17 protein-coding genes are annotated in these 21,568 nt (G+C 66.1%); 12 read left to right on the forward strand and 5 right to left on the reverse strand.

The window, feature by feature from the left end; all coding sequences use genetic code 11:
• Window positions 1-24: 24 nt before the first annotated feature.
• Both HWY37_RS00535 and HWY37_RS00540 read right to left on the reverse strand, forming a co-directional pair.
• A complete protein-coding gene (locus tag HWY37_RS00535) occupies window positions 25-633 on the reverse strand; it encodes a KdsC family phosphatase (RefSeq protein WP_175209935.1) in 609 nt (202 codons plus the stop codon).
• Window positions 630-1,619, reverse strand: coding sequence for a KpsF/GutQ family sugar-phosphate isomerase (locus tag HWY37_RS00540; RefSeq protein ID WP_176087599.1), 990 nt, complete (start codon window positions 1,617-1,619; stop codon window positions 630-632). Before HWY37_RS00540 ends, HWY37_RS00535 begins: the two co-directional genes overlap by 4 nt.
• Window positions 1,620-1,723: 104 nt before the next feature.
• Between HWY37_RS00540 and purT the strand changes: the two genes are divergently transcribed.
• From purT to HWY37_RS00580, 8 genes are all read left to right on the forward strand, one after another.
• Window positions 1,724-2,941, forward strand: coding sequence for a formate-dependent phosphoribosylglycinamide formyltransferase (gene purT / locus HWY37_RS00545; RefSeq protein WP_175209931.1), 1,218 nt, complete (start codon window positions 1,724-1,726; stop codon window positions 2,939-2,941).
• A 247-nt stretch (window positions 2,942-3,188) separates the two neighbouring features.
• On the forward strand, window positions 3,189-3,734 hold the full coding sequence (locus HWY37_RS00550; RefSeq protein ID WP_175209929.1) for a GbsR/MarR family transcriptional regulator: 546 nt from the start codon (window positions 3,189-3,191) through the stop codon (window positions 3,732-3,734).
• A 127-nt stretch (window positions 3,735-3,861) separates the two neighbouring features.
• Window positions 3,862-5,436, forward strand: coding sequence for a cytochrome ubiquinol oxidase subunit I (locus HWY37_RS00555; protein ID WP_175209927.1), 1,575 nt, complete (start codon window positions 3,862-3,864; stop codon window positions 5,434-5,436).
• Window positions 5,437-5,449: 13 nt separating this feature from the next.
• Complete coding sequence (cydB, locus tag HWY37_RS00560) at window positions 5,450-6,604, forward strand: cytochrome d ubiquinol oxidase subunit II (protein WP_175209925.1); 1,155 nt, start codon at window positions 5,450-5,452, stop codon at window positions 6,602-6,604.
• Window positions 6,605-6,620: 16 nt separating this feature from the next.
• Window positions 6,621-6,746, forward strand: a complete 126-nt coding sequence (gene cydX / locus HWY37_RS00565) for a cytochrome bd-I oxidase subunit CydX (protein WP_043546919.1) — start codon at window positions 6,621-6,623, stop codon at window positions 6,744-6,746.
• Window positions 6,747-6,823: 77 nt separating this feature from the next.
• Window positions 6,824-8,557 carry a thiol reductant ABC exporter subunit CydD gene (gene cydD / locus HWY37_RS00570; protein ID WP_246302152.1) on the forward strand — a complete coding sequence of 578 codons (1,734 nt, stop codon included), beginning with the start codon at window positions 6,824-6,826 and terminating at the stop codon, window positions 8,555-8,557.
• Window positions 8,554-10,251 (forward strand): thiol reductant ABC exporter subunit CydC, encoded by a 1,698-nt coding sequence (gene cydC, locus HWY37_RS00575; protein WP_176087600.1) that lies wholly within the window; start codon window positions 8,554-8,556, stop codon window positions 10,249-10,251. The genes cydD and cydC overlap by 4 nt, the downstream gene beginning before the upstream one ends.
• A gap of 54 nt (window positions 10,252-10,305) precedes the next feature.
• Complete coding sequence (locus HWY37_RS00580; RefSeq protein WP_175209919.1) at window positions 10,306-10,860, forward strand: adenine phosphoribosyltransferase; 555 nt, start codon at window positions 10,306-10,308, stop codon at window positions 10,858-10,860.
• Window positions 10,861-10,863: 3 nt separating this feature from the next.
• Here HWY37_RS00580 and HWY37_RS00585 read toward each other — a convergent pair whose 3' ends face one another.
• Entirely contained in the window at window positions 10,864-11,754 is an 891-nt protein-coding gene (locus HWY37_RS00585; RefSeq protein ID WP_175209917.1) for a LysR family transcriptional regulator, read from the reverse strand.
• Window positions 11,755-12,138: 384 nt separating this feature from the next.
• Between HWY37_RS00585 and HWY37_RS00590 the strand changes: the two genes are divergently transcribed.
• Window positions 12,139-12,522: a DUF4148 domain-containing protein gene (locus HWY37_RS00590; protein ID WP_175209915.1), complete on the forward strand. Its 384-nt coding sequence runs from the start codon at window positions 12,139-12,141 to the stop codon at window positions 12,520-12,522.
• Between the two features lie 437 nt (window positions 12,523-12,959).
• Window positions 12,960-14,072 carry a porin gene (locus tag HWY37_RS00595; protein WP_175209913.1) on the forward strand — a complete coding sequence of 371 codons (1,113 nt, stop codon included), beginning with the start codon at window positions 12,960-12,962 and terminating at the stop codon, window positions 14,070-14,072.
• Between the two features lie 210 nt (window positions 14,073-14,282).
• Here the strand turns inward: HWY37_RS00595 and ilvA are convergent, their stop codons facing one another.
• Window positions 14,283-15,791 (reverse strand): threonine ammonia-lyase, biosynthetic, encoded by a 1,509-nt coding sequence (ilvA, locus tag HWY37_RS00600; RefSeq protein WP_175209911.1) that lies wholly within the window; start codon window positions 15,789-15,791, stop codon window positions 14,283-14,285.
• Window positions 15,792-15,865: 74 nt separating this feature from the next.
• Between ilvA and HWY37_RS00605 the strand changes: the two genes are divergently transcribed.
• Window positions 15,866-16,402, forward strand: coding sequence for a YqaA family protein (locus tag HWY37_RS00605; RefSeq protein WP_176087601.1), 537 nt, complete (start codon window positions 15,866-15,868; stop codon window positions 16,400-16,402).
• A 132-nt stretch (window positions 16,403-16,534) separates the two neighbouring features.
• Complete coding sequence (locus HWY37_RS00610; protein ID WP_175209907.1) at window positions 16,535-20,494, forward strand: DUF3683 domain-containing protein; 3,960 nt, start codon at window positions 16,535-16,537, stop codon at window positions 20,492-20,494.
• Window positions 20,495-20,587: 93 nt separating this feature from the next.
• Here HWY37_RS00610 and HWY37_RS00615 read toward each other — a convergent pair whose 3' ends face one another.
• Window positions 20,588-21,556: a Bug family tripartite tricarboxylate transporter substrate binding protein gene (locus HWY37_RS00615; protein ID WP_176087602.1), complete on the reverse strand. Its 969-nt coding sequence runs from the start codon at window positions 21,554-21,556 to the stop codon at window positions 20,588-20,590.
• Between the last annotated feature and the right edge of the window lie 12 nt (window positions 21,557-21,568).

Here is a 21,568-nt window from a genome sequence, read left to right on the forward strand (position 1 = left end):
AGGGCGTATGGGTTGTCGCGGCGGTCATTGGATTGCGCCCGGGCCGAGCAGGCCCGGCGCCGCTAGGAAGGCGCCGAGGCGTCCCTGGGACGCCAGCAGCAGGTCGCAACATTCGCGCACCGCGCCGTTGCCGCCGGTGTGCGTCGCCACCCAGTGCGCGGCCTGGCTGACGTAGCCCGGCGCGTTCGGCACGCTGGCGGCGAAGCCGGCGCGTTGCAGGGCCGGCAGGTCGATGACGTCATCGCCCATGTAGCCGGTCTGGTTCAGTTGGACATTGGAGCGCTGCGCAAGTTCTGCCAGGGCGGCGCCCTTGTCGCGGACGCCCTGCATGACCTCGGCGATGCCCAGCTCGGCGGCGCGGCGCGCCACGATCGGGCCCGAGCGGCCGGTCATCAGGGCGACCTTGAGGCCGCCTTCCATCAGCAGGCGCAGCCCATGGCCGTCCAGCGCGTTGAAGCGCTTCTGCAGTTCGCCGTTTTCGCCGTAGTAGAGGCTGCCGTCGGTCAGCACGCCGTCCACGTCGAACACCATCAGGCGCACGGCGGCAGCGCGTTCGCGCACGCCCGCCGGGATGCGGGCCAGGACCAGCGCTTCGGCCGGATGAGTCACGGGAACGGAAAGAGTCATAGTCATACCACTTTGGCGGCCATCAGGTCGTGCATGTGCAGGGCGCCGAGCAAGATGCCGTCGCCATCCAGCACCAGCATCTGGTTGAGCCGTTGTTGGTCCATTTGCTGAGCCGCTTCGACGGCCAGCGCGTCAGGGGAAATGCTGCGCGGCGACCGCGTCATGCCGGCCTCGACCGTCAGGCTGCGGATGTCGCCGTGCCGGGCGATCAGGCGGCGCAGGTCGCCGTCGGTGAAGATGCCCACGGGGTGGTGCTGCGGGTCGGTCACGACCGTCATGCCCATGCCCTTGGCGGACATGACTTCCAGCGCCTGCGACACCGGCGTGCCGGCCATGACGATGGGCAGGGCGTCGCCCTGGCGCATCACGTCGCGGACGTGGGTCAGCAGGCGGCGGCCGAGCGCGCCGCCTGGGTGCGAGCGCGCGAAATCCTGGGGGCCGAAGCCGCGGGCTTCCAAGCAGGCAACGGCCAGCGCATCGCCCAGGGCCAGCGCCGCGGTGGTGCTGGTCGTGGGTGCCAGGTTCATCGGGCAGGCTTCCTGGGCCACGCTGGCGTCGAGGTGGATATCCGCCAGCTTGGCGAGTTCCGACTGCGGATTGCCAGTGATGGCGATCAGCTTGGCGCCCATGCGGCGGGCGACGGGCAGGATGGTCAGCAATTCCTGGCCGGAGCCCGAATACGAAATGGCGATGAGGACGTCGTCCTGGGTGATCATGCCGAGATCGCCGTGGACGGCCTCGGCGGCGTGCACGAAAAAGGCCGGCGTGCCGGTGGACGCCAGCGTCGCGGCGATCTTGCGGGCGACGTGGCCGGTCTTGCCGATGCCGCTGACGACCACCCGGCCGCGGCAGGCCAGCAGCATCGCGACGGTCTGCGTGAAGCTGTCGTCCAGCCGGGCCGACAGGTCCAGCAGGCCCTGGCTTTCAATCTGCAACGTTCTGCGCGCAGATGCCAGCGCGGTCTCGGACGATGTTGTGGGATGGTCAGTCATACGTGGATTTTAATAGCAGTATGCGGGTTTGCCCCCAGAAAGGGCGTATGGCATGCTGGCGGCTCATTTCAACGGCTTTCCAACTTTCTTTCCAGGCCCGCTCCATGTCCAGCATTTCCAGCCCCGTCCTTGGCACGCCCCTGTCCCCCTTGGCCACCCGAGTCATGCTGCTCGGATCCGGCGAATTGGGCAAAGAGGTCATCATTGCCCTGCAGCGGCTGGGCGTGGAAGTCATTGCCGTGGATCGGTATGCCGATGCCCCGGGCCACCAGGTGGCGCACCGGGCGCATGTGGTCTCGATGACGGACCCGCAGGCGCTGCGCAAAGTCATCGAACAGGAACGGCCCCACGTTATTGTCCCCGAAATCGAAGCCATTGCCACCAATTTGCTGGTGGAACTGGAAGCTGCGGGCGTGGCCCGGGTCACCCCGACCGCGCGCGCGGCCCAATTGACCATGAACCGCGAGGGCATCCGCCGCCTGGCGGCGGAGACCCTGGGGCTGCCCACCTCGCCCTACCGCTTCGTCGACACGGAAGAAGAACTGCGCCAAGCCATCGATGGCGGCATCGGCTATCCCTGCGTCATCAAGCCGGTCATGTCCTCCTCGGGCAAGGGCCAATCCGTCATCAAGAGCGCCGACGACGTCGAATCCGCCTGGCGCTACGCCCAGGAGGGCGGCCGGGTGGGCGGCGGCCGCGCGATCGTCGAAGGCTTCATCCGCTTCGATTACGAAATCACCCTGCTGACTGTCCGCGCCCGTGGCGCCGACGGCCAGGTCGAGACCCGCTACTGCGAGCCCATCGGCCACAAGCAGGTCGACGGCGACTACGTGGAAAGCTGGCAGCCGCACCCGATGTCGCCCGCCGCGCTGGAGCGCTCCCGGGAAATCGCGCTGGCCGTCACGTCCAATCTGGGCGGCCTTGGCATCTTCGGCGTGGAGCTGTTCGTGGCAGGCGACCAGGTCTGGTTCTCGGAAGTCAGCCCGCGCCCGCACGATACGGGCATGGTTACCATGATCACCCAGGTCCAGAACGAATTCGAACTGCACGCCCGCGCGCTGCTCGGGCTGCCGGTGGACACCAGCCTGCGCCAGCCGGGCGCCAGCAGCGTCATCTACGGCGGCGTGGAGGCCGCTGCGGTCTCGTTCCACAACGTGGCCGAGGCCCTGGCCGAGCCCGGCACCGATATCCGCCTCTTCGGCAAACCCGAGTCCTTCGTCAAGCGCCGCATGGGCGTGGGCCTGGCGGTGGCCGAGGACGTCGCGGCCGCCCGGGCCAAGGCCAAGCGGGTGTCGGCGGCGGTGTCGGTCAAGGCCGGCTGACCTTTCTTCCTCTTAGCAAACGCAAGCGGCCGCCAGCCTCCGGGTTGGCGGCCGCTTGCGTTTGCCCGCGACGGTCCGGGAGCTTTGTCTCTTCTGGGGCGCCAGGCCTTGCGGCCATACCCCTGCTGCCTGTGTGGTTTGCGCTTTCGCATGGTTTGTTCGATAATTTCAGAAATTTCTGAAAGCGGTGTAACTGAATTTTTTGATCAGCGCCGCGGTTATGACCTTGCCGGTGTCGCCTCCAATCATGGCTCTGTCCCCACAAAACGAACGCTTCGTCCTGCATTTCGGCGAAATGGGCAGCCGCTGGGGCGTGAATCGCACCGTCGGCCAGATCTACGCGCTGCTGTTCCTGGCGCCCAAGCCGCTGAACGCGGACGACATCGCCGAGACGCTGGGCTTCTCGCGCTCCAACGTCAGCCTGGGGCTGAAGGAGCTGCAATCCTGGCGCCTGGTCAAGCTCATGCATCAAGTCGGCGACCGCCGCGACTACTTCGAAACTCCCAAGGACGTCTGGGAGATCTTCCGCATCCTGATGGAAGAAAAGCGCAAGCGCGAAATCGATCCCACGCTCACCCTGCTGCGGGACACCTTGCTGGAGCCGCCCTCGGGTCCTGATGAGGCTTACGCGCAACAACGCATGAACGAAATGCTGGAGCTCATCGAACTGTCCACCGGATGGTTCGATGAGGTTCAACGACTGCCGCCAGAAACCCTGCAGAACCTGATGAAGCTCGGTTCGAAAGTGCAGAAGGTGCTGGGTTTCGCCGGCAAATTGCGGGGCAAGGGCTGACCTTGATCCGCCCCGATTTTTCAGGAAACCTCTATGAAGTTGTATGCAACGCTCGTAACATGGCGCGAGAGACGGCCTGGGAACCATGCCGGTTGCCGCGGCACCTCAACTGCTTGGGAGCGACCCAATGATTGATCTCGACGTCGTAAATCTGTCGCGATTCCAGTTTGCCGCGACCGCGCTCTACCACTTCCTCTTCGTCCCCCTCACGCTCGGCCTGTCGTTCATCCTGGCCATCATGGAAAGCGTGTACGTCATGACCGGCCGCGCCATCTGGAAGCGGATGACCATGTTCTGGGGCACGCTCTTCGGCATCAACTTCGCATTGGGCGTCGCCACCGGCGTCGTGATGGAGTTCCAGTTCGGCATGAACTGGTCCTACTACAGCCATTACGTGGGCGACATCTTCGGCGCGCCGCTGGCGCTCGAAGGACTGATGGCCTTCTTCCTGGAAGCCACCTTCGTCGGCCTGTTCTTCTTCGGCTGGAACCGCATGTCCAAGGTCAGCCACCTGGTGGTGACTTGGCTGGTAGCGTTCGGCACCAACTTCTCGGCGCTGTGGATCCTGATCGCCAACGGCTGGATGCAGAATCCGGTCGGTTCGATCTTCAATCCCGACACCATGCGCATGGAGATGACCGACTTCGCGGCGGTGATCTTCAACCCGGTGGCCCAGGCCAAGTTCGTGCACACGGTCAGCGCGGGCTACGTCGCGGGCGCCATGTTCGTCATGTCGATCAGCGCCTGGTACCTGCTGAAGGGCCGCCACATCGACCTGGCCAAGCGCTCGATGGCGGTCGCCGCCAGCTTCGGCCTGGCGTCGGCGCTGTCGGTCGTGGTGCTCGGCGATGAAAGCGGCTACCTCACCACCGAACACCAGAAAATGAAGATCGCGGCCATCGAGTCCATGTGGCACACCGAGCCGGCCCCCGCGTCCTTCAACCTGATCGCCATTCCCAACCAGGCGGAACGCAAGAACGACTTCGCGATCGAGATTCCCTACGTCATGGGCATCATCGGCACGCGCTCGCTCACCACGCCGTTGCTGGGCATCGACGACCTGATCCGCCGCGCCGAAAACCGCATCCGCGACGGCATGGTGGCGTATGAAGCCTTGCAGAAGATCCGCGCCAACCCCAAGGACGTGGATGCGCGCATGGTCTTCGACAAGACCTGGCCCGACCTGGGCTACGCGCTGCTGGTCAAGCGTTATCAGCCCGACATGAGCAAGGTCACCGAGGACGACATCAAGAAGGCCGCGGTGGACACCGTGCCCAACGTGGCGCCGCTGTTCTGGGCCTTCCGCATCATGGTGGCGGTGGGCATGTACCTGATCCTGTTCTTCGGCGTGGCCTTCTGGCTGGCGTCGCGCGGGCGGCTGGACAGCCGGCGCGGCCTGCTCAAGGTGGCGCTGTGGAGCCTGCCGCTGCCCTGGGTCGCGATCGAAAGCGGCTGGTTCGTGGCCGAATACGGCCGCCAGCCCTGGGTGATCGAAGGCGTGCTGCCGACCTACTACGCGGCTTCCGGCCTGACCATCGTCGACCTGGCCATCAGCCTGACGATCTTCCTGGTGCTGTACACGGTGCTGCTGATCATCGGCGTGAAGGTGATGCTGCACGCCGTGAGGAAGGGACCGAAATCCGATGGGCCGGCGCCCGGCGCTGCCGCCGCCGATCCTGTGCACGCCGCCGTGCGGGCCTGAGGGAGAGACAGCGATGGATACTCTTATTCCTTTCGACTACGGCACCCTGCGCGTGGTCTGGTGGGTGCTGCTGGGCGCCTTGCTCATCGGCTTCGCCGTCATGGACGGCTTCGACCTGGGCGTGGCCGCGCTGCTGCCGGTGGTCGCCAAGACCGACGCCGAGCGCCGTGTGGTGATCAACGTGGTGGGGCCTGTCTGGGAAGGCAACCAGGTCTGGCTCATCACCGCGGGCGGCGCCATCTTCGCGGCCTGGCCCTTGCTGTACGCCGCGTCGTTCTCCGGGTTCTATCTGGCGATGATGCTGGTGCTGATCGCGCTGATCCTGCGGCCGGTCGGCTTCAAGTACCGCAGCAAGATGGAAGGCACCAGCTGGCGCAACCGCTGGGACGGCGTGCTCTGTTTTTCGGGCGTGGTGGCCTCGCTGGTGTTCGGCGTGGCCATGGGCAACATCATCCTGGGCGTGCCGTTCACCTTCGATCCGGTGACCTTGCGTCCGATCTATGAAGGCCATTTCTACCAGCTGTTCATGCCGTTCGCGCTGTTGGCCGGCGTGCTCAGCGTGGTGATGCTGGCCATGCACGGCGCCGTGCTGCTGGCCTGGCGCACGGAAGACCCGATCTCGTCGCGGGCCCGCAACTGGGGCAGGCTGTGCGCCTTGCTGACCGCGGCGCTGTTCGCGGCGGGCGGCTTCTGGGTGGCAGGCGGCTTGCCTGGCCACGTCATCACCAGCGCGGTGGACATGGCCGGCCCGTCGGATCCGATGCTCAAGACCGTGGCGGTGCAGAACGGCGCCTGGATGGCCAACTACGCGAAATGGCCGCTGATGTGGATCGCGCCTGCGCTGGGCGTGGGCGGCGCCGTGTTGGTGGCGCTGCTGCTTAGCGTGCGCGCCAATGTGCTGGCGTTCCTGGCGTCGTCGGTGTCGATCGCCGGGGTGATCCTGACGGTGGGCTTTTCGCTCTTTCCGTTCATCATGCCTTCGTCGACCAAGCCGCAGGCCGGCCTGACCATCTGGGATGGCTCGTCCAGCCACCTGACGCTGTGGATCATGGTGATCGCGGTCGCGATCTTCCTGCCCATCGTGACCGTCTACACCGCCTGGGTCTACCGCGTCATGCGCGGCAAGGTCACCCAGGAATCGGTGGGCGACACGCCCAACTCATACTGAATTAGGAGCCTCCACCATGTGGTATTTCTCGTGGATACTCGGTCTGGGCCTGGCGTGCGCCTTCGCCATCCTCAATGCAATGTGGTTCGAGCTGCGCGAGGGGCATACGCATGACCCGCGCGCCAGCCGCGACGACGAGTGAGCGGCGGTACTAGCAGCCTCGAGCACGACCCCTCGGCAACCCTGAACAAACCGCCGCGCGCACAGTCGCGGTGGTTGATGGCGCTCGCCAAGGCGGCAAGGCTGCCGCTGATCCTGGCGGGCGCAGCCCCCCTGGTGAGCGGCGCCCTGTTGGTCGTGCAGGCCTGGTTGCTGGCCAGCGTGCTCGACGCGGCCATCGTCAGGCAGGTGCCCCGGCAGGAGTTGCTGGGCGACATCCTGGGCATTGCCGGACTCATGTTGCTGCGCGCCTGCATTACCTGGGCGGGCGAGCGCGCCGGTGCGGACGCGGCCGAACGCATCAAGCGCCACGTGCGCCAGTCGCTGTTCAGGCGCCTGGTGCAGAAGGGGCCGTACTGGAGCCGGGGCCAGGCATCCGGCGAACTCGCCAGCGCGGTGGTGGATCAGGTCGAGGCCCTGGACGGCTTCTTCGCCAAGTACCTGCCCGCCATGGCCGCGGCGGCTTTGCTGCCCGTCGCTTTTTCCGTGGTGCTGCTGCCGATGGACGTGATCGCCGGCCTGGTCCTGCTGATCACCGCGCCCCTGATTCCGCTGTTCATGGCCCTGGTGGGCTGGGGCGCCCAAGGCGCCAGCCGCCGGCACCTGCGCGCCTTTGCCCGCTTGTCGGGATTCTTCGCGGACCGGCTGCGCGGGCTGTCCACGCTGAAGCTTTATGGCCGCGCCGAGGCCGAGGCCGCGTCGGTGGTGGCGGCCAGCGACGCGCTGCGCCAGCGCACCATGTCAGTCTTGCGCATTGCCTTTCTCTCATCCGCCGTGCTGGAGTTCTTCGCCGCGCTGGGCGTGGCGGGGGTGGCGGTCTATATCGGTCTTACCTATCTGGGCTTTCTGGACCTGCGCTGGTCGCCGCTGACCTTGCAGGCGGGCTTGTTTTGCCTGCTGATGGCGCCGGAAGTCTATGCGCCGCTGCGCCAGTTCGCCGCCCACTATCACGACCGCGCCGCCGCGCTGGCGGCGGTCTCGCAGATCGCCGTGTTGTTCGACGGTTTGCCGGAGGAGGAGGCTCGCGCCGGGAACGCTTCGGGTGCACGCCCACAGCAAACGGGAGCGCCGGCGCAAGACAGTTCGGGAGGCTGCGTCGCGGGACCTGGACGTGTTCCCGCACGCTCTGGCGTGGGCGCGGCCGTCGCCATCACCGGCCTCAACCTGGACGCGCCGGGCCGCAGCCAGGCGGTGCTGTCCGACGCGGCCTTGACGCTGCCGCCGGGCGAGCACGTCGCGCTGATGGGCCCCAGCGGCATAGGCAAGTCCACGCTGATCGAGGCGATTGCGCGCCTGCGCCCCTTCCAGGGAGACATACGCTTGGACGGCCTGCCCCTGCAAGAATGGGACGAGGCGGCGTTGCGCGAACGGGTGGCGTTGATCGGCCAGAAGCCGCAATTGCTGGCCGGCTCCATTGCCGACAACATCCGCCTGGGCCGGCCCGATGCTTCGGATGCCGAGGTGCGCGCCGCCGCCGGCCGCGCCTGCGTGCTGGAGTTCGCCGATGCCTTGCCGCAAGGACTGGACACGCCGCTGGGCGGCCGCGGGCACGGTCTGTCTGGCGGTCAGGCGCAGCGCGTGGCGCTGGCGCGCCTGTTCCTGCGCGACCCGGCGTTGATCCTGCTGGACGAACCTACGGCGCATCTGGACGAGGCCACGCAAACGCGTGTGTTGGACGAGATCCTGGCATTCGCCGCCGGCCGCAGCCTGCTGCTTGCGACGCACTCGCCCGCAGTGGCGGCCCGGCTGGGCCGGACCCTGTGCGTGGCGGATGGAAAAGTGGAAGAGGCATGAAGAATCTGTTGCTGCTCCTGCCCCTGTATGCGCGCCGCAAAAGCGGGTTTTTGCTCGCATTGTTCTGCGCGCTGGCCACCGTGGCCGCCGGCGTGGGTCTGCTGGGCGTGTCAGGCTGGTTCCTGACCGGCGCGGCCCTGGCCGGGGCGGGCGGGGCCTTCAATCTGTTCGCGCCTTCGGCACTGGTGCGCGGCCTGTCGTTCCTGCGCATCGTGGCGCGCTACGCCGACCGCGTGGTTGGGCACTCCGCCACCCTGCGCCTCCTGGCGGACCTGCGCGCCACGGTATTCGCCGCGCTGATCAGGCTGACGCCGAGGCAGCTGGCGCGCTATCGCGATGGCGACCTGGTTGCGCGCATGACGGGCGACGTCGATGCGCTCGATACGGTGTTCCTGTTCGTGCTGGCGCCGCTTGCCACCGCCATTCTCGGCGGCGCGGTGCTGACCGCGGTGCTGGGCATGTGGGTGCCCGCGGCGGCGCTGGCGTTCGCGCTGGCCTTGCTGATCGCCTGCGTGCTGGTGCCGCTGTGGCTGCTGCGCGCGGCGCGCAAGCCGGGCGCGGCCGCGCAGGAAAGCGCGGCTGGATTGCGCGCCGCGACGCTGGACGCGGTGGACGGGCATGCCGACATGGTGGCCTTGCACGCGCAGGCGCAGACCGCCGCGCATTTCGAGCGCCTATGCGAGGCCAGCGCGCGTGCGCGCGGCAGCCAGGCGCGCGTGGCCGCCCGCGGGCAGTTCTTCCTGCAGGTCGCGGCCGGCGCATCGGTGCTGGCCTTGCTCTGGTTCGGCCTGGACACGCTGGAGTCGGGAGGGATCGAAGGGCCGACGCTGGCGGGCCTGTTGTTGGCGGTCATCGGCATTTTCGAGGTCGCGGGTCCGATCATGCGCGGCGCATCTCGCATGGGCTCGGCGACGTCGGCCGCGACGCGGATCCGCGAGGTGACGCAATGCCAGCCCGACATGCAGGATCCGCCCGCGCCGCGCGCCTTGCCCGAGCGCGGCGCGCTGGAGCTGGAGCGCGTGAGTTTCGCCTATCCGGGCAGGGCGGCGGGCGTGAGCCCGCGGGTGCTGGAGGATGTCAGCCTGCGCGTGGAGCCCGGCGAGCGGATCGCCATCCTGGGACCCAGCGGCGCGGGCAAGTCGACGCTGTTGCATCTGCTGTTGCGCCTGGAGGATCCGCAGGCAGGCCAGGTGCGCTACGGCGGCTGCGATGCGCGCGCCTGCGCGCAAGGCGATTGGCACCGGCGTATCGCGTTGTTGTCGCAGGACGCGCCGGTGTTCCTGGGCACATTGCGCACCAATCTGCTCATTGGCGACCCCGAGGCGGACGATGCCGCTTTGTGGCGCGCGCTGGACGCGGCGCGGCTGGGCGATTTCGTGCGCGGTCTGCCCGATGGCCTGGATACCTGGGCGGGCGAAACGGGTTCGCAACTGTCGGTCGGGCAGGCGCGCCGCCTGTGTCTGGCGCGGGCGTTGCTGTCGCCAGCGACGGTCATCGTGCTGGACGAACCGACCGCGGGGCTGGACGCCGCGGCCGAGGCGGCTTTCTTCAACGACCTGGAAAACGCGCTGCAGGGACGCGCCGTGGTGTTGGCCACGCATGCGGCGTTGCCCCCTGGCGCGGTCCATCGTTGCCATGTGTTGCGGGGCGGCCGGCTACATGAATTGTCATCCGGGGAGTCAATCCTGGCTTAAGCGCGGTTGCGAGGTTATAGTTCGCCTTGCTTCAATTCTCCAGGGCCGTCTTCCATGCAGACCGACTACGCCGAGTACATCCGGCGCACCATCCGCAGCGTTCCAGACTGGCCCCAACCCGGTGTCATTTTTCGCGACATCACGCCAGTGTTGCAGGATCCGCGCGCGTTCCGGGTACTCATCGATCTTTTCGTCTACCGCTACATGCGCCAGCGCCTGGACCTGGTAGCCGGCGTGGATGCGCGCGGCTTCATCGTGGGCAGCGTGCTGGCCTACGAACTCAACCTGGGGTTCGTGCCCGTGCGCAAGAAAGGCAAGCTGCCGTTCCGCACGGTGGCCGAGGAATACTCGCTCGAATATGGCAACGCGGCGGTCGAAATGCACACGGATTCCGTGCGCACCGGCCAGCGCGTCCTGCTGGTGGACGATCTGATCGCCACGGGCGGCACCATGCTGGCCGCCATCAAATTGCTGCAACGCCTGGGCGCCAACGTGGTCGAGGCCGCGGCCATCATCGACCTGCCCGACCTGGGCGGTTCCGCCCGCGTTTCCGCTACCGGCACTCCGCTTTATACCGTCTGTCAATACGGCGCCGACTCGGCCCCGTAATCATCACGCATCCGACAGCCGCGGCTGGATGAAGTCCAGGAAAGCCTTGGTCTTCGCCGGCAGCATGCGCGACGGCAGCAGGGCGAAGAGCGGCAGCGGCGTGAGGCTCCAATCCGGCAGTACCCGCACCAGGCCGGACTGCTTGATGGCGCGTTCCATCGCGTCGAAGACCAGCAGCGGCGTGATGCCCAGGCCTTGTCCGGCCAGCCGTCCGAGCATGCCGACATTGTTGGCGGACAGGCGTCCCGATACCTGCACGCGTTCCACCTTGTCGCCCGAATGCAGCATCCAGAAGGATGACTCCTCGCGCATGGTGGGGCGCAGGCATTCATGGTGGCTGAGATCCGCGGGCACCCTCGGTTCACCGTGGCGCGCCAGGTATTCGGGCGAGGCGTACAGCTGATGGGCCATCAGCACGATCTTGCGCGAGATCAGGCTGGAATCCGGCTGCTGGCCGAAGCGCAGGATCAGGTCGAACGGATTGCTGATGGGGTCGATCGGCCGCATGCTCAGGTCGAAGTCGCACTCGATTTCCGGATGCTGTTCGCGGAACTCGCTGATGACGGCGGGCAGGAACAGCTGCGCCAGGCTGGTGGGCAGGGAGATGCGCAGGCGTCCCTTGGGCTGCACCGCCATGTCCAGCAATTGGTCGTGCGCGATGCGCGCCTCTTCCACGATATGCCGGCAGCGCTCGAAATAGATGGCGCCGGCTTCGGTCAGGTCGATCTTGCGCGTGCTGCGGTTGAGCAGCCGCATGCCGATGCTGCGTTCCAGTTCACTGACGCGGCGCGAGAGCGTGGATGTCGGAATATTCAAGGCTTCGGCGGCGTGGCTGAAGTTCTTGCGCTTGGCGACTTCGACAAACAGAGCGATGTCGTTAAGCTGGATATCCATGGGGCCCTCGAAGTTCAAAATTCCATTTCTGGGGGATTTGTATGATAAATGGAATTATTGTCCCGCCAGCAGAAATGTCTATTTCCCAACGCTGAACGTTCCATCCATCAGGCGGCGGCCGCATTCTCCGTTACCCAGCTTGCTCGTTGCTGAATGCTGGCAAGGCTTGTGACTGCTTGATCTGGCCTTGCCACATAGGGAATATGCGCGAATTGCACGGGTTGGAACGTGCAATTGTCCCATTCATGCAAATATGTTCACCAAAATAAGGGTTTTTACTAGGGCCTAATCGCCAGATGCTTCGTCCCAGCAATGAAATTGTCACATCGCTCCTGCCAGCCTGGCAGAAGCCGCTGTGCAAGGTTTAGGATGGAGTCGTCTCAAATGAAAGCCCTAGCTACCGCACTCATGGTTACCGCAACGCTGGTGGGTATGTCCGCCGCTCACGCCGATGGCAAGACGCGTGAACAAGTCCAACAGGAGCTGCAGGCCGCCAAGGCCGCAGGCCAGGTCACGTTCGGTGAACTGGATTACCCGCCCGTCACCCCGCAGAACACCAGCCTGTCGCGCGAACAGGTCCAGCAGGAACTGCAAAGCGCCAAGGCTGCTGGCCAGGTGACCTCGGCCGAGCTGGATTACCCGCCCAAGGCCGCCGTGTCGCAAACCGCCGGCAAGACCCGCGAACAAGTCCGCCAGGAACTGGCCGAAGCCAAGGCGCGCGGCGAGTACACCTTCGGCGAACTGGATTACCCGCCCCAAGGCCGCTGAGCCGCTTTTTGGCGGTTTGGTCCAAAGCAGGCCCCTCCCGATGTCGAGGGGCTTTTTTATCGGCGAGACCAGAACCGCCGGCCACGCGATGTCGCGTTTTCGCATCAGAATTGTGCGCGCGCCGCGACAACTGTTGTGAGTCTTCCAGGCTCGGCAGGAGAATGTCCTCAGCCCGCAAAATCGTTTGCGAGCCTTAATTCACATTTGATATCAACGCGTTAACGCAGGTTTCCAAAGAGAGTTGCTGGTAAGAAGTTAGTCATTGTCCCAACCATGGAAAGTAGTTCTTCGAAATCCGGGTTACTTCGAATTGGCGCAGGCCGGACACTAACTCCAGTGCATGCGCCGCTAGCTTGTTTGCAGCGGCACGCAGATCGCCGGCCCTGGGCTTGGCGGCTTTGCGGTTTGCCTTTCATCTCGCCATTTTGGGGACTTATATGAAGAAGACGCTATTGGCCGTCGCGTTGCTGACCGGCTTTGCCGGCGCTGCGCAAGCCGCAGACTCCGTGACGCTGTACGGTTTGATCGACGCCGGTATTGGCTACGAGAAAGTGAAGTTCGACGGCAATTCGCAAAGCCGCTTCGGCGGCGTGCAGGGCGTGAGCAGCGGTTCGCGCTTCGGCCTGCGCGGCACTGAAGACCTGGGCGACGGCCTGCGCGCCGTGTTCACCCTGGAAGGCGGTTTCGGTCCGATGAACGGCAAGTCGCTGCAAAGCGGCCGCCTGTTCGGACGCCAGGCCACCGTGGGCCTGGACAGCGATTCCTGGGGCCGCCTGGAATTCGGCCGCCAGACGAACCTGGCTTCCAAGTACTTCGGTTCGATCGATCCGTTCTCGATCAGCTACAACACCGCCAACATGGGTACCACGTTCGGCAGCGCCAACACGATGCGCCTGGACAACATGGTCCTGTACCAGACCCCCAGCATGGGCGGCTTCAAGGTGGGCGTGGGCTACTCGTTCAGCGCCGATGACACGGTCAGCGACACCTCGCAGACCGGCTTCCAGACCGGCAACAACAACCGCGTGCTGACCGCGGGCGTGCAGTACGTCAACGGCCCCCTGAACCTGGCTGCCGCGTACGACCGCTTCAACCCGTCCAACAACCAGACCGGCGGCAAGTCCGAGGCCCGCATCCAGGAATACATCCTGGGCGGTTCCTATGACTTCGAAGTCGTGAAGGTGGCGGCGGCCTTCGGCCAGACCCGCGACGGCTGGTTCATCGGCCAGAACATGGGCACCACGCCGGACGGCATGCAGAACCTGGGCTCGTTCAAGCTGGCCGACGGCTTCCGCGCCAATTCGTACATGATCGGCGCCACCGTGCCGCTGGGCCGCCATGCGGTCTTCGGTTCGTGGCAGCGCGCCACCGCCAGCAACGACAAGCTGACCGGCGACGACGCGACGTTCAACGTGTACAGCTTGGGCTACACCTACGACTTCACCAAGCGCACCAACCTGTACGCGTACGCCTCCTACGGCGACAACTACGCGTTCCAGCGCGATGCGACCGACACCGCCGTTGCCATCGGCGTGCGCCACCGTTTCTAAGCGATAGGACGTCCGGCAAGACCTTGCTGAATGCGCGGCTCATCTCCGTGGGCCGCCGAGTGACAGCGAACCCCCCCAAACTGGTTGCCGCTGGACGTGTCTAGAGCAGGGAAGGGAAGGGCCTCCGCAAGGAGGCCCTCTCGTTTTCGTGCCCTGTGTGGTGCGATCTTTTGCCGCCTGGCCGCGAGCCCGCGCAGCGGCGCTTACCTTTTACAGGAACAGCTTGTAGGCCGGATTCTCGGTCTCGTTCCAGTGGGGATAGCCCAGCTCGGCCACGAAGCTGCGGAATTGCTTTTTGTCGGCAGGCGGCACCTGGATGCCGATCAGGATGCGGCCGTAGTCGGCGCCCTGGTTGCGGTAGTGGAACAGGCTGATGTTCCAGTCCGGATTCATGGCGTTCAGGAAGCGCATCAGCGCGCCCGGACGTTCCGGAAATTCGAAGCGGTACAGAAGTTCGTTGCGCGCCAGCGACGAACGCCCGCCCACCATGTGGCGCAAGTGGGTCTTGGCCATTTCGTCGTGGGTCAGGTCCAGCGTGTCGAAGCCGTGACGGCGGAAGTTCGCGGCGATCTTGTCCGGCTCGGAAGCCGAAGACACCTGGATGCCGACAAAGACATGGGCGCGGTCCGCATCCGAGATGCGGTAGTTGAACTCGGTGACGCTGCGTTCGCCCACCAGTTCACAGAAGCGGCGGAAGCTGCCGCGTTGTTCCGGCATGGTGACGGCGAACACGGCTTCGCGCATTTCGCCGACCTCCGCGCGTTCGGACACGAAGCGCAGGCGGTCGAAGTTCATGTTGGCGCCACAGGCGATGGCCACCAGCGTCTTGCCCTTCAGATTGTGTTCGGCCGCGTATTGCTTGGCGCCCGCGACCGCCATCGCGCCGGCCGGCTCCAGCACGCTGCGGGTGTCCTGGAATACGTCCTTGATGGCCGCGCAGATCGCATCGGTGTTGACTACCACGAAGTCGTCCACGTACTGGCGCGTTAGCTTGAAGGTTTCCGCGCCCACCATCTTGACCGCCGTGCCGTCCGAGAACAGCCCCACGTCGTTCAACTGCACGCGGCGGCCCGCGCGTACGCTGCGCAGCATGGCGTCGGAGTCTTCCGTCTGCACGCCGATGATCTTGATTTCCGGGCGCAGCTGCTTGATGTAGGCGGCCACGCCCGCGATCAGCCCGCCGCCGCCGATGGCGACGAAGATGGCGTCGATCGGGCCGGGATGCTGGCGCAGGATTTCCATGCCCACGGTGCCTTGGCCGGCGATGACGTCAGGGTCGTCGAAGGGATGGACGAAAGTCAGCTTTTCCTTCTTTTCCAGCACCTGCGCATGCGCATAGGCGTCGGAGAAGCTCTCGCCGGCCAGCACCACTTCGCCGCCCAGCCGGCGCACCGCGTCGATCTTCACTTGCGGGCTGGTGGTGGGCATGACGATGACGGCGCGGCAGCCCAGCCGGCTGGCCGCCAGCGCGACGCCCTGGGCATGGTTGCCGGCCGAGGCCGCGATGACGCCACGGTTGCGCGCGGCCGGGCTCAGGTTGGCCATCTTGTTGTACGCGCCGCGCAGCTTGAAGCTGAACACCGCCTGGGTATCCTCGCGCTTGAGCAGCACCGTGTTCGAAATGCGCTGGGACAGCAGCGGCGCCATTTCCAGCGGCGATTCGACCGCGACGTCATAAACCTTGGAAGTCAGGATGCGTTTCAGGTAATCAGTGGACATGGACTGCGGCTGGCGGCAAGAGTGGGAAAGTGGGTCAGATTATTGCACCCGCGCGCGGCTACACTCGCCCCACTATGGAAGAAAGTTTGCTATCCGCCGTGCATTGGATGTTGGGGGTGCTGGCGCTGCCCTCGGTCGGTTTGTCCGCGATTTTCACGATTTCGCTGATTTCCGCGACCTTGTTGCCCATGGGCTCCGAGCCCGTCGTGTTTGGCTACGTCAAGCTTGCGCCGGACATGTTCTGGCCGGCAATTCTGGTTGCGACCCTGGGCAACACCGCGGGCGGGGCCATTACCTACGCGATGGGCCTGGGCGCCGAGCGCGCGGTGCAGCGGTGGAAGGAGCATCATCCCCATCCGCATCCCGACGCAACCGCGGGCGGGCGCATGCGCGGGCGCTGGAACGAACGGGCTCACGACTGGATCCACCGCATGGGGCCTCCGGCCCTGCTGTTGTCGTGGCTGCCCGCCGTAGGCGACCCGCTGTGTGCGGTGGCGGGGTGGCTGCGGCTGCCGTTCTGGCCCTGCATGCTTTACATGGCCATCGGCAAATTCCTGCGCTACCTGGCCATGACCGCCGGCTTGCTGTGGTTTTTCCCGGGGCAGGTTTAGCGCTGACATTCCGATTAATAGGGGACGCATAGACTCCGGTTTTCCTCCGTCTTGAGCGCTTCCTTGGGGTTATTAGGGGGCAGGCTCAGCCAATCGCATAAAATGTTTTTTTAAGGGCCCCCTCTTGCAGCCATGAACGCCCCACTCGCTAGCCACATCTTGAACGGGGCGATGCCGCCCGCAGCACCCGCGCGCTTGCGCGAAATTCCGTACAACTACACGTCGTTTTCCGACCGCGAGATTGTCGGCCGGCTGTTGGGCGATGACGCCTGGAGCCTGCTGAGCGACCTGCGCGGCGAACGCCGCACCGGCCGTTCCGCCCGGATGCTGTACGAGGTGCTGGGCGACATCTGGGTGGTGCGCCGCAACCCCTATCTGCAGGACGACCTGCTCGACAACCCCAAGCGCCGCAAGCTGCTGATCGAAGCGCTGCATCACCGCCTGGGCGAGATCGACCGCCGCCGCGAGCCAGACGTGCCCGCCGAGGCCGGCCACGATCCGCACCGCGACGAGAAGGTCGTCGGCCTGCTGGCGCGGGCGCGCTCCGCCATCGCCGCATTCGAGGGCGAATTCGACCAGACCGCCATGATGCGCAAGCAGGCGCAGAAGGTGCTGGGCCGCATCACCGCCCGCGACAACATCAAGTTCGACGGCCTGTCGCGCGTTTCGCACGTGACCGACGCCACCGACTGGCGCGTCGAGTACCCCTTCGTGGTGCTGACGCCGGACTCGGAAGACGAGATCGCGGCGCTGGTCACCGCCTGTATTGAATTGGGCCTGACCATCATTCCGCGAGGCGGCGGCACCGGCTATACCGGCGGCGCGATTCCGCTGACCTGGAAGTCGGCGGTCATCAACACCGAAAAGTTCGACAAGCTGGGCAAGGTCGAGTCCTGTCTGCTGCCCGGGCTGACCGAGCCCGTGGCCGTCATCCATGCCGGCGCCGGCGTGGTGACCAAGCGCGTCTCCGAGGCCGCCGAGGCCGCCGGTTTCGTCTTCGCGGTCGATCCGACCTCGGCCGAAGCTTCCTGTGTGGGCGGCAACATCGCCATGAACGCGGGCGGCAAGAAGGCCGTGCTGTGGGGCACCGCGCTGGACAACCTGGCCTGGTGGCGCATGGTCGACCCGAACGGCAACTGGCTGGAAGTCAGCCGCCTGGACCACAACATGGGCAAGATCCATGACGTGGAAGTGGCGCGCTTCGAGCTCAAGTGGTTCGACGGCCGGGGCAAGCCGGGCGAACGCCTGCTGAAGACCGAGACGCTGGAGATCCAGGGCCGCGTGTTCCGCAAGGAAGGCCTGGGCAAGGACGTCACCGACAAATTCCTGGCCGGCCTGCCTGGCATCCAGAAGGAAGGCTGCGACGGCCTGATCACGTCGGCGCGCTGGGTGCTGCACCGCATGCCGCGCCATACGCGCACCGTCTGTATGGAGTTCTTCGGCCAGGCGCGCGACGCGATTCCGTCGATCGTCGAGGTCAAGGGCTACCTGGACGGCGAAGGCCGCGCCCGCGGCGCCATCCTGGCCGGTCTTGAGCACCTGGACGAACGCTATCTGCGCGCGGTGGGCTACGCCACCAAGAGCAAGCGCGGCGTGCTGCCCAAGATGGTCCTGATCGGCGACATCGTCGGCGACGACGAGGACGCCGTGGCCGCCGCCTCCAGCGAAGTGGTGCGCCTGGCCAATACCCGCCATGGCGAAGGCTTCGTGGCCGTCAGCCCCGAGGCGCGCAAGAAGTTCTGGCTGGACCGCTCGCGCACCGCCGCCATCGCGCGCCACACCAACGCCTTCAAGATCAACGAAGACGTGGTGATCCCGCTGCCGCGCATGGGCGAATACACGGATCACATCGAGCGCATCAACATCGAACTCTCGACCAGCAACAAGCTCAAGCTGCTGGGCGAGCTGGACGCCTATCTGTGCGCCCCGCTGCCGGTCGGCAAGATCGACGACACGGACGTCGAGACCACCCGCGCCGAAATGCTGGCCGAACGCACGCGCCAGGCCCTGGAGCTGGTGGCCGCCGTCAGGCAGCGCTGGCAGTGGCTGCTGGACAACCTGGACCTGCCTTTGATGCAGGCGCTGCCCGAGCTGCACGGCCTGGGCCTGGGCGAACTGCAGCCGGCGCTGTCGGACCGCCTGGCGGCACAGCCCGGCGCGCGGGTCTTCGACGTGGTGCAGGATCGCACCATCCGCCTGTCCTGGAAGACCGAAGTGCTGGCGGGCCTGCAGCGCACCTTCTCGGGCGCGGCCTACAAGAAGATCGTCGACGAAATCATCGCCATCCACGGCCGCGTGCTGAAGAGCCGCGTGTTCGTGGCGCTGCACATGCACGCCGGCGACGGCAACGTGCACACCAACATTCCGGTCAACTCGGACGACTACGGCATGCTGCAGGAGGCCCACCAGGCCGTCGAGCGCATCATGCAGATCGCCCGCGACCTGGACGGCGTGATCTCGGGCGAGCACGGCATCGGCCTGACCAAGTACGAGTTCCTGACCGATGCCGAACTGGCGCCGTTCCAGGACTACAAGCGCCGCGTGGACCCCAACGGCCACTTCAATGCCGGCAAGCTGATGCCGGGCGCGGACCTGCGCCACGCCTGGACGCCCAGCTTCAACCTGATGGGCCACGAGTCGCTGATCATGCAGCAGAGCGACATCGGCGCCATCTCCGAATCCATCAAGGACTGCCTGCGCTGCGGCAAGTGCAAGCCGGTGTGCGCGACCCACGTGCCGCGCGCCAACCTGCTGTATTCGCCGCGCAACAAGATTCTGGCCACCTCGCTGCTGGTGGAAGCCTTCCTGTATGAAGAGCAGACCCGCCGCGGCGTCAGCCTCAAGCACTGGGAAGAGTTCGAGGACGTGGCCGACCATTGCACGGTCTGCCACAAGTGCTACAACCCCTGTCCGGTCGACATCGACTTCGGCGACGTGTCCATGAACATGCGCGCCGTGCTGCGCCGCATGGGCCGCAAGTCGTTCAATCCGGGCACGGCCAGCGCCATGTTCTTCCTGAACGCCAAGGATCCGGCCACCATCAACGCCACCCGCAAGGCGATGGTGGGCGTGGGCTACAAGGTCCAGCGCGCCGCGCACGACCTGCTGTCCGGCCTGGTGAAGAAGCAGACCGCAGCACCCCCGGCGACGGTGGGCAAGCCGCCGCTGCGCGAGCAGGTGGTGCATTTCGTGAACAAGAAGATGCCCGGCGGGCTGCCCAAGCAGGCGGCGCGCAAGCTGCTGGACATCGAGGACGCGAACTACGTGCCCATCATCCGCGACCCCAAGGCCACCACGGCCGACACGGAAGCGGTGTTCTACTTCCCGGGTTGCGGCTCGGAGCGCCTGTTCTCGCAGGTCGGCCTGGCCACGCAAGCCATGCTGTGGCACGCGGGCGTGCAGACCGTGCTGCCGCCGGGCTATCTGTGCTGCGGCTATCCCCAGCGCGGCAACGGCATGACGGACAAGGCCGAGCAGATCATCACCGACAACCGGGTGCTGTTCCACCGCGTCGCCAACACGCTGAACTACCTGGACATCAAGACGGTGGTGGTCAGCTGCGGCACCTGCTACGACCAGCTGGCGGGCTACGAGTTCGAGAAGATCTTCCCGGGCTGCCGCCTGATCGACATCCACGAGTACCTGCTGGAAAAGGGCATCAAGCTGGAAGGGGCCAAGGGCGTGCGCTACATGTACCACGACCCCTGCCACACGCCGATGAAGCTGCAGGAGCCCATGAAGACCGTGCGCGCGCTGGTTGGCGATGACGCGATCAAGAGCGACCGCTGCTGCGGAGAGTCGGGCACGCTGGCCGTCAGCCGTCCCGACATCTCCACGCAGGTGCGCTTCCGCAAGCAGGAAGAGCTGCTCAAGGGCGATGCCGCGCTGCGCAGCGACGGCTTCACCGGCGACGTGAAGGTGCTGACTTCGTGCCCGTCGTGCCTGCAAGGCCTGTCGCGCTATGAAGGCGACACCGGCATGGACGCGGACTACATCGTGGTCGAGATGGCGCGTCACATCCTGGGCGAAGGCTGGATGGAAGAGTACGTGCGCCGCGCCAACGCGGGCGGCATCGAGCGGGTGCTGGTCTGAGGTCCTGATGCGCCCGCCGCGCGCGGGCATGAAAAAAACCGCGGCCATTGCTGGCCGCGGTTTTTTTTGGCGGTGGCGTTTGCGCCGGGCCGCTTATTCCAGCTTGATGCCGGCCTTCTTGATCACGTCGGCCCAGGCGGCGCGCTCCTGGTCGGAGTAGGCCTTGAAGTCCTGCGACGACAGCGGCATGGGGATGACGCCCATGTCCAGCATCTTCTGCGACACGGCGGGCGACTTCAAGGTCGCGTCCAGTTCAGCCGCCAGCTTCTTGACGACCGGTTCCGGCAGGCCGGCCGGACCGATCAGGCCTTGCCAGGCGTAGGCGGTGAAGTTGGGCACGCCTTGTTCGGCCATGGTGGGCGCGTCCGGCAGCGCGGCGACGCGTTCCGGCGTGGCCGCGGCCAGCACGCGCAACTTGCCGGCCTTGACGTTGGGCAGGCCCGCGGCCAGGTCGATGAACATCACGTCCACTTGTCCGCCCAGCAGGTCCTGGATGGCGGGCGCGGCGCCCTTGTAGGGCACGTGCAGCAGGTCGGCGCTGGTGCGCTGCTTGAACAGTTCCAGCGCCAGATGGTGCGGCGAGCCCGCGCCGGCGGACGCCGCGGTCAGCTTGCCCGGCTCTTTCTTGGCGGCCTGGATCACGTCGTCGACCGTCTTGAACGGCGAGTTGACGTTCACGGCTAGGAGCAGCGGGAACTTGGCGATGCCGCCGATGTAGGTGAACTTGGACGGATCGTAGGACAGCTTGGCGTACAGCGACGGGTTGAACGCCAGCGTGCCCGAGTCGGCCGTGCCGATCATGTAGCCCGAGGGTTCGGCCTGCGAGACGGCGGTGGCGCCGATGATGGTGGCGGCGCCAGGACGGTTTTCGACCACGATGGTCTGGCCCAGCGGCTTTTCCATGCCGCCCGCGACCGTGCGCGCCACGACATCGGCGCCGCCGCCGGCCGGGTAGGGCACGATCCAGCGGATCGGCTGGGAGGGCCAGGATTGGGCGGAGGCCGCGGTGGCGGCCAGGGACAGGGCGGCTAGCGCCAGCAGGCGCGTCGCATGCTTGTGCATGGGGTGTCTCCT

The sequence above is a fragment of the Achromobacter anxifer genome, from assembly GCF_903652925.1.
Classification (GTDB): Bacteria; Pseudomonadota; Gammaproteobacteria; order Burkholderiales; family Burkholderiaceae_B; genus Achromobacter; species Achromobacter anxifer.

Coding starts and splice junctions, on each gene's coding strand:
- ilvA (WP_175209911.1), bottom strand. CDS start 15,791: ATGTCCACTGATTACCTGAAACGCATCCTGACTTCCAAGGTTTATGAC.
- HWY37_RS00595 (WP_175209913.1), top strand. CDS start 12,960: ATGAAGAAGACGCTATTGGCCGTCGCGTTGCTGACCGGCTTTGCCGGC.
- purT (WP_175209931.1), top strand. CDS start 1,724: ATGTCCAGCATTTCCAGCCCCGTCCTTGGCACGCCCCTGTCCCCCTTG.
- HWY37_RS00590 (WP_175209915.1), top strand. CDS start 12,139: ATGAAAGCCCTAGCTACCGCACTCATGGTTACCGCAACGCTGGTGGGT.
- HWY37_RS00535 (WP_175209935.1), bottom strand. CDS start 633: ATGACTATGACTCTTTCCGTTCCCGTGACTCATCCGGCCGAAGCGCTG.
- HWY37_RS00585 (WP_175209917.1), bottom strand. CDS start 11,754: ATGGATATCCAGCTTAACGACATCGCTCTGTTTGTCGAAGTCGCCAAG.
- cydB (WP_175209925.1), top strand. CDS start 5,450: ATGGATACTCTTATTCCTTTCGACTACGGCACCCTGCGCGTGGTCTGG.
- cydD (WP_246302152.1), top strand. CDS start 6,824: ATGGCGCTCGCCAAGGCGGCAAGGCTGCCGCTGATCCTGGCGGGCGCA.
- HWY37_RS00540 (WP_176087599.1), bottom strand. CDS start 1,619: ATGACTGACCATCCCACAACATCGTCCGAGACCGCGCTGGCATCTGCG.
- cydX (WP_043546919.1), top strand. CDS start 6,621: ATGTGGTATTTCTCGTGGATACTCGGTCTGGGCCTGGCGTGCGCCTTC.
- HWY37_RS00550 (WP_175209929.1), top strand. CDS start 3,189: ATGGCTCTGTCCCCACAAAACGAACGCTTCGTCCTGCATTTCGGCGAA.
- cydC (WP_176087600.1), top strand. CDS start 8,554: ATGAAGAATCTGTTGCTGCTCCTGCCCCTGTATGCGCGCCGCAAAAGC.
- HWY37_RS00580 (WP_175209919.1), top strand. CDS start 10,306: ATGCAGACCGACTACGCCGAGTACATCCGGCGCACCATCCGCAGCGTT.
- HWY37_RS00605 (WP_176087601.1), top strand. CDS start 15,866: ATGGAAGAAAGTTTGCTATCCGCCGTGCATTGGATGTTGGGGGTGCTG.
- HWY37_RS00615 (WP_176087602.1), bottom strand. CDS start 21,556: ATGCACAAGCATGCGACGCGCCTGCTGGCGCTAGCCGCCCTGTCCCTG.
- HWY37_RS00555 (WP_175209927.1), top strand. CDS start 3,862: ATGATTGATCTCGACGTCGTAAATCTGTCGCGATTCCAGTTTGCCGCG.
- HWY37_RS00610 (WP_175209907.1), top strand. CDS start 16,535: ATGAACGCCCCACTCGCTAGCCACATCTTGAACGGGGCGATGCCGCCC.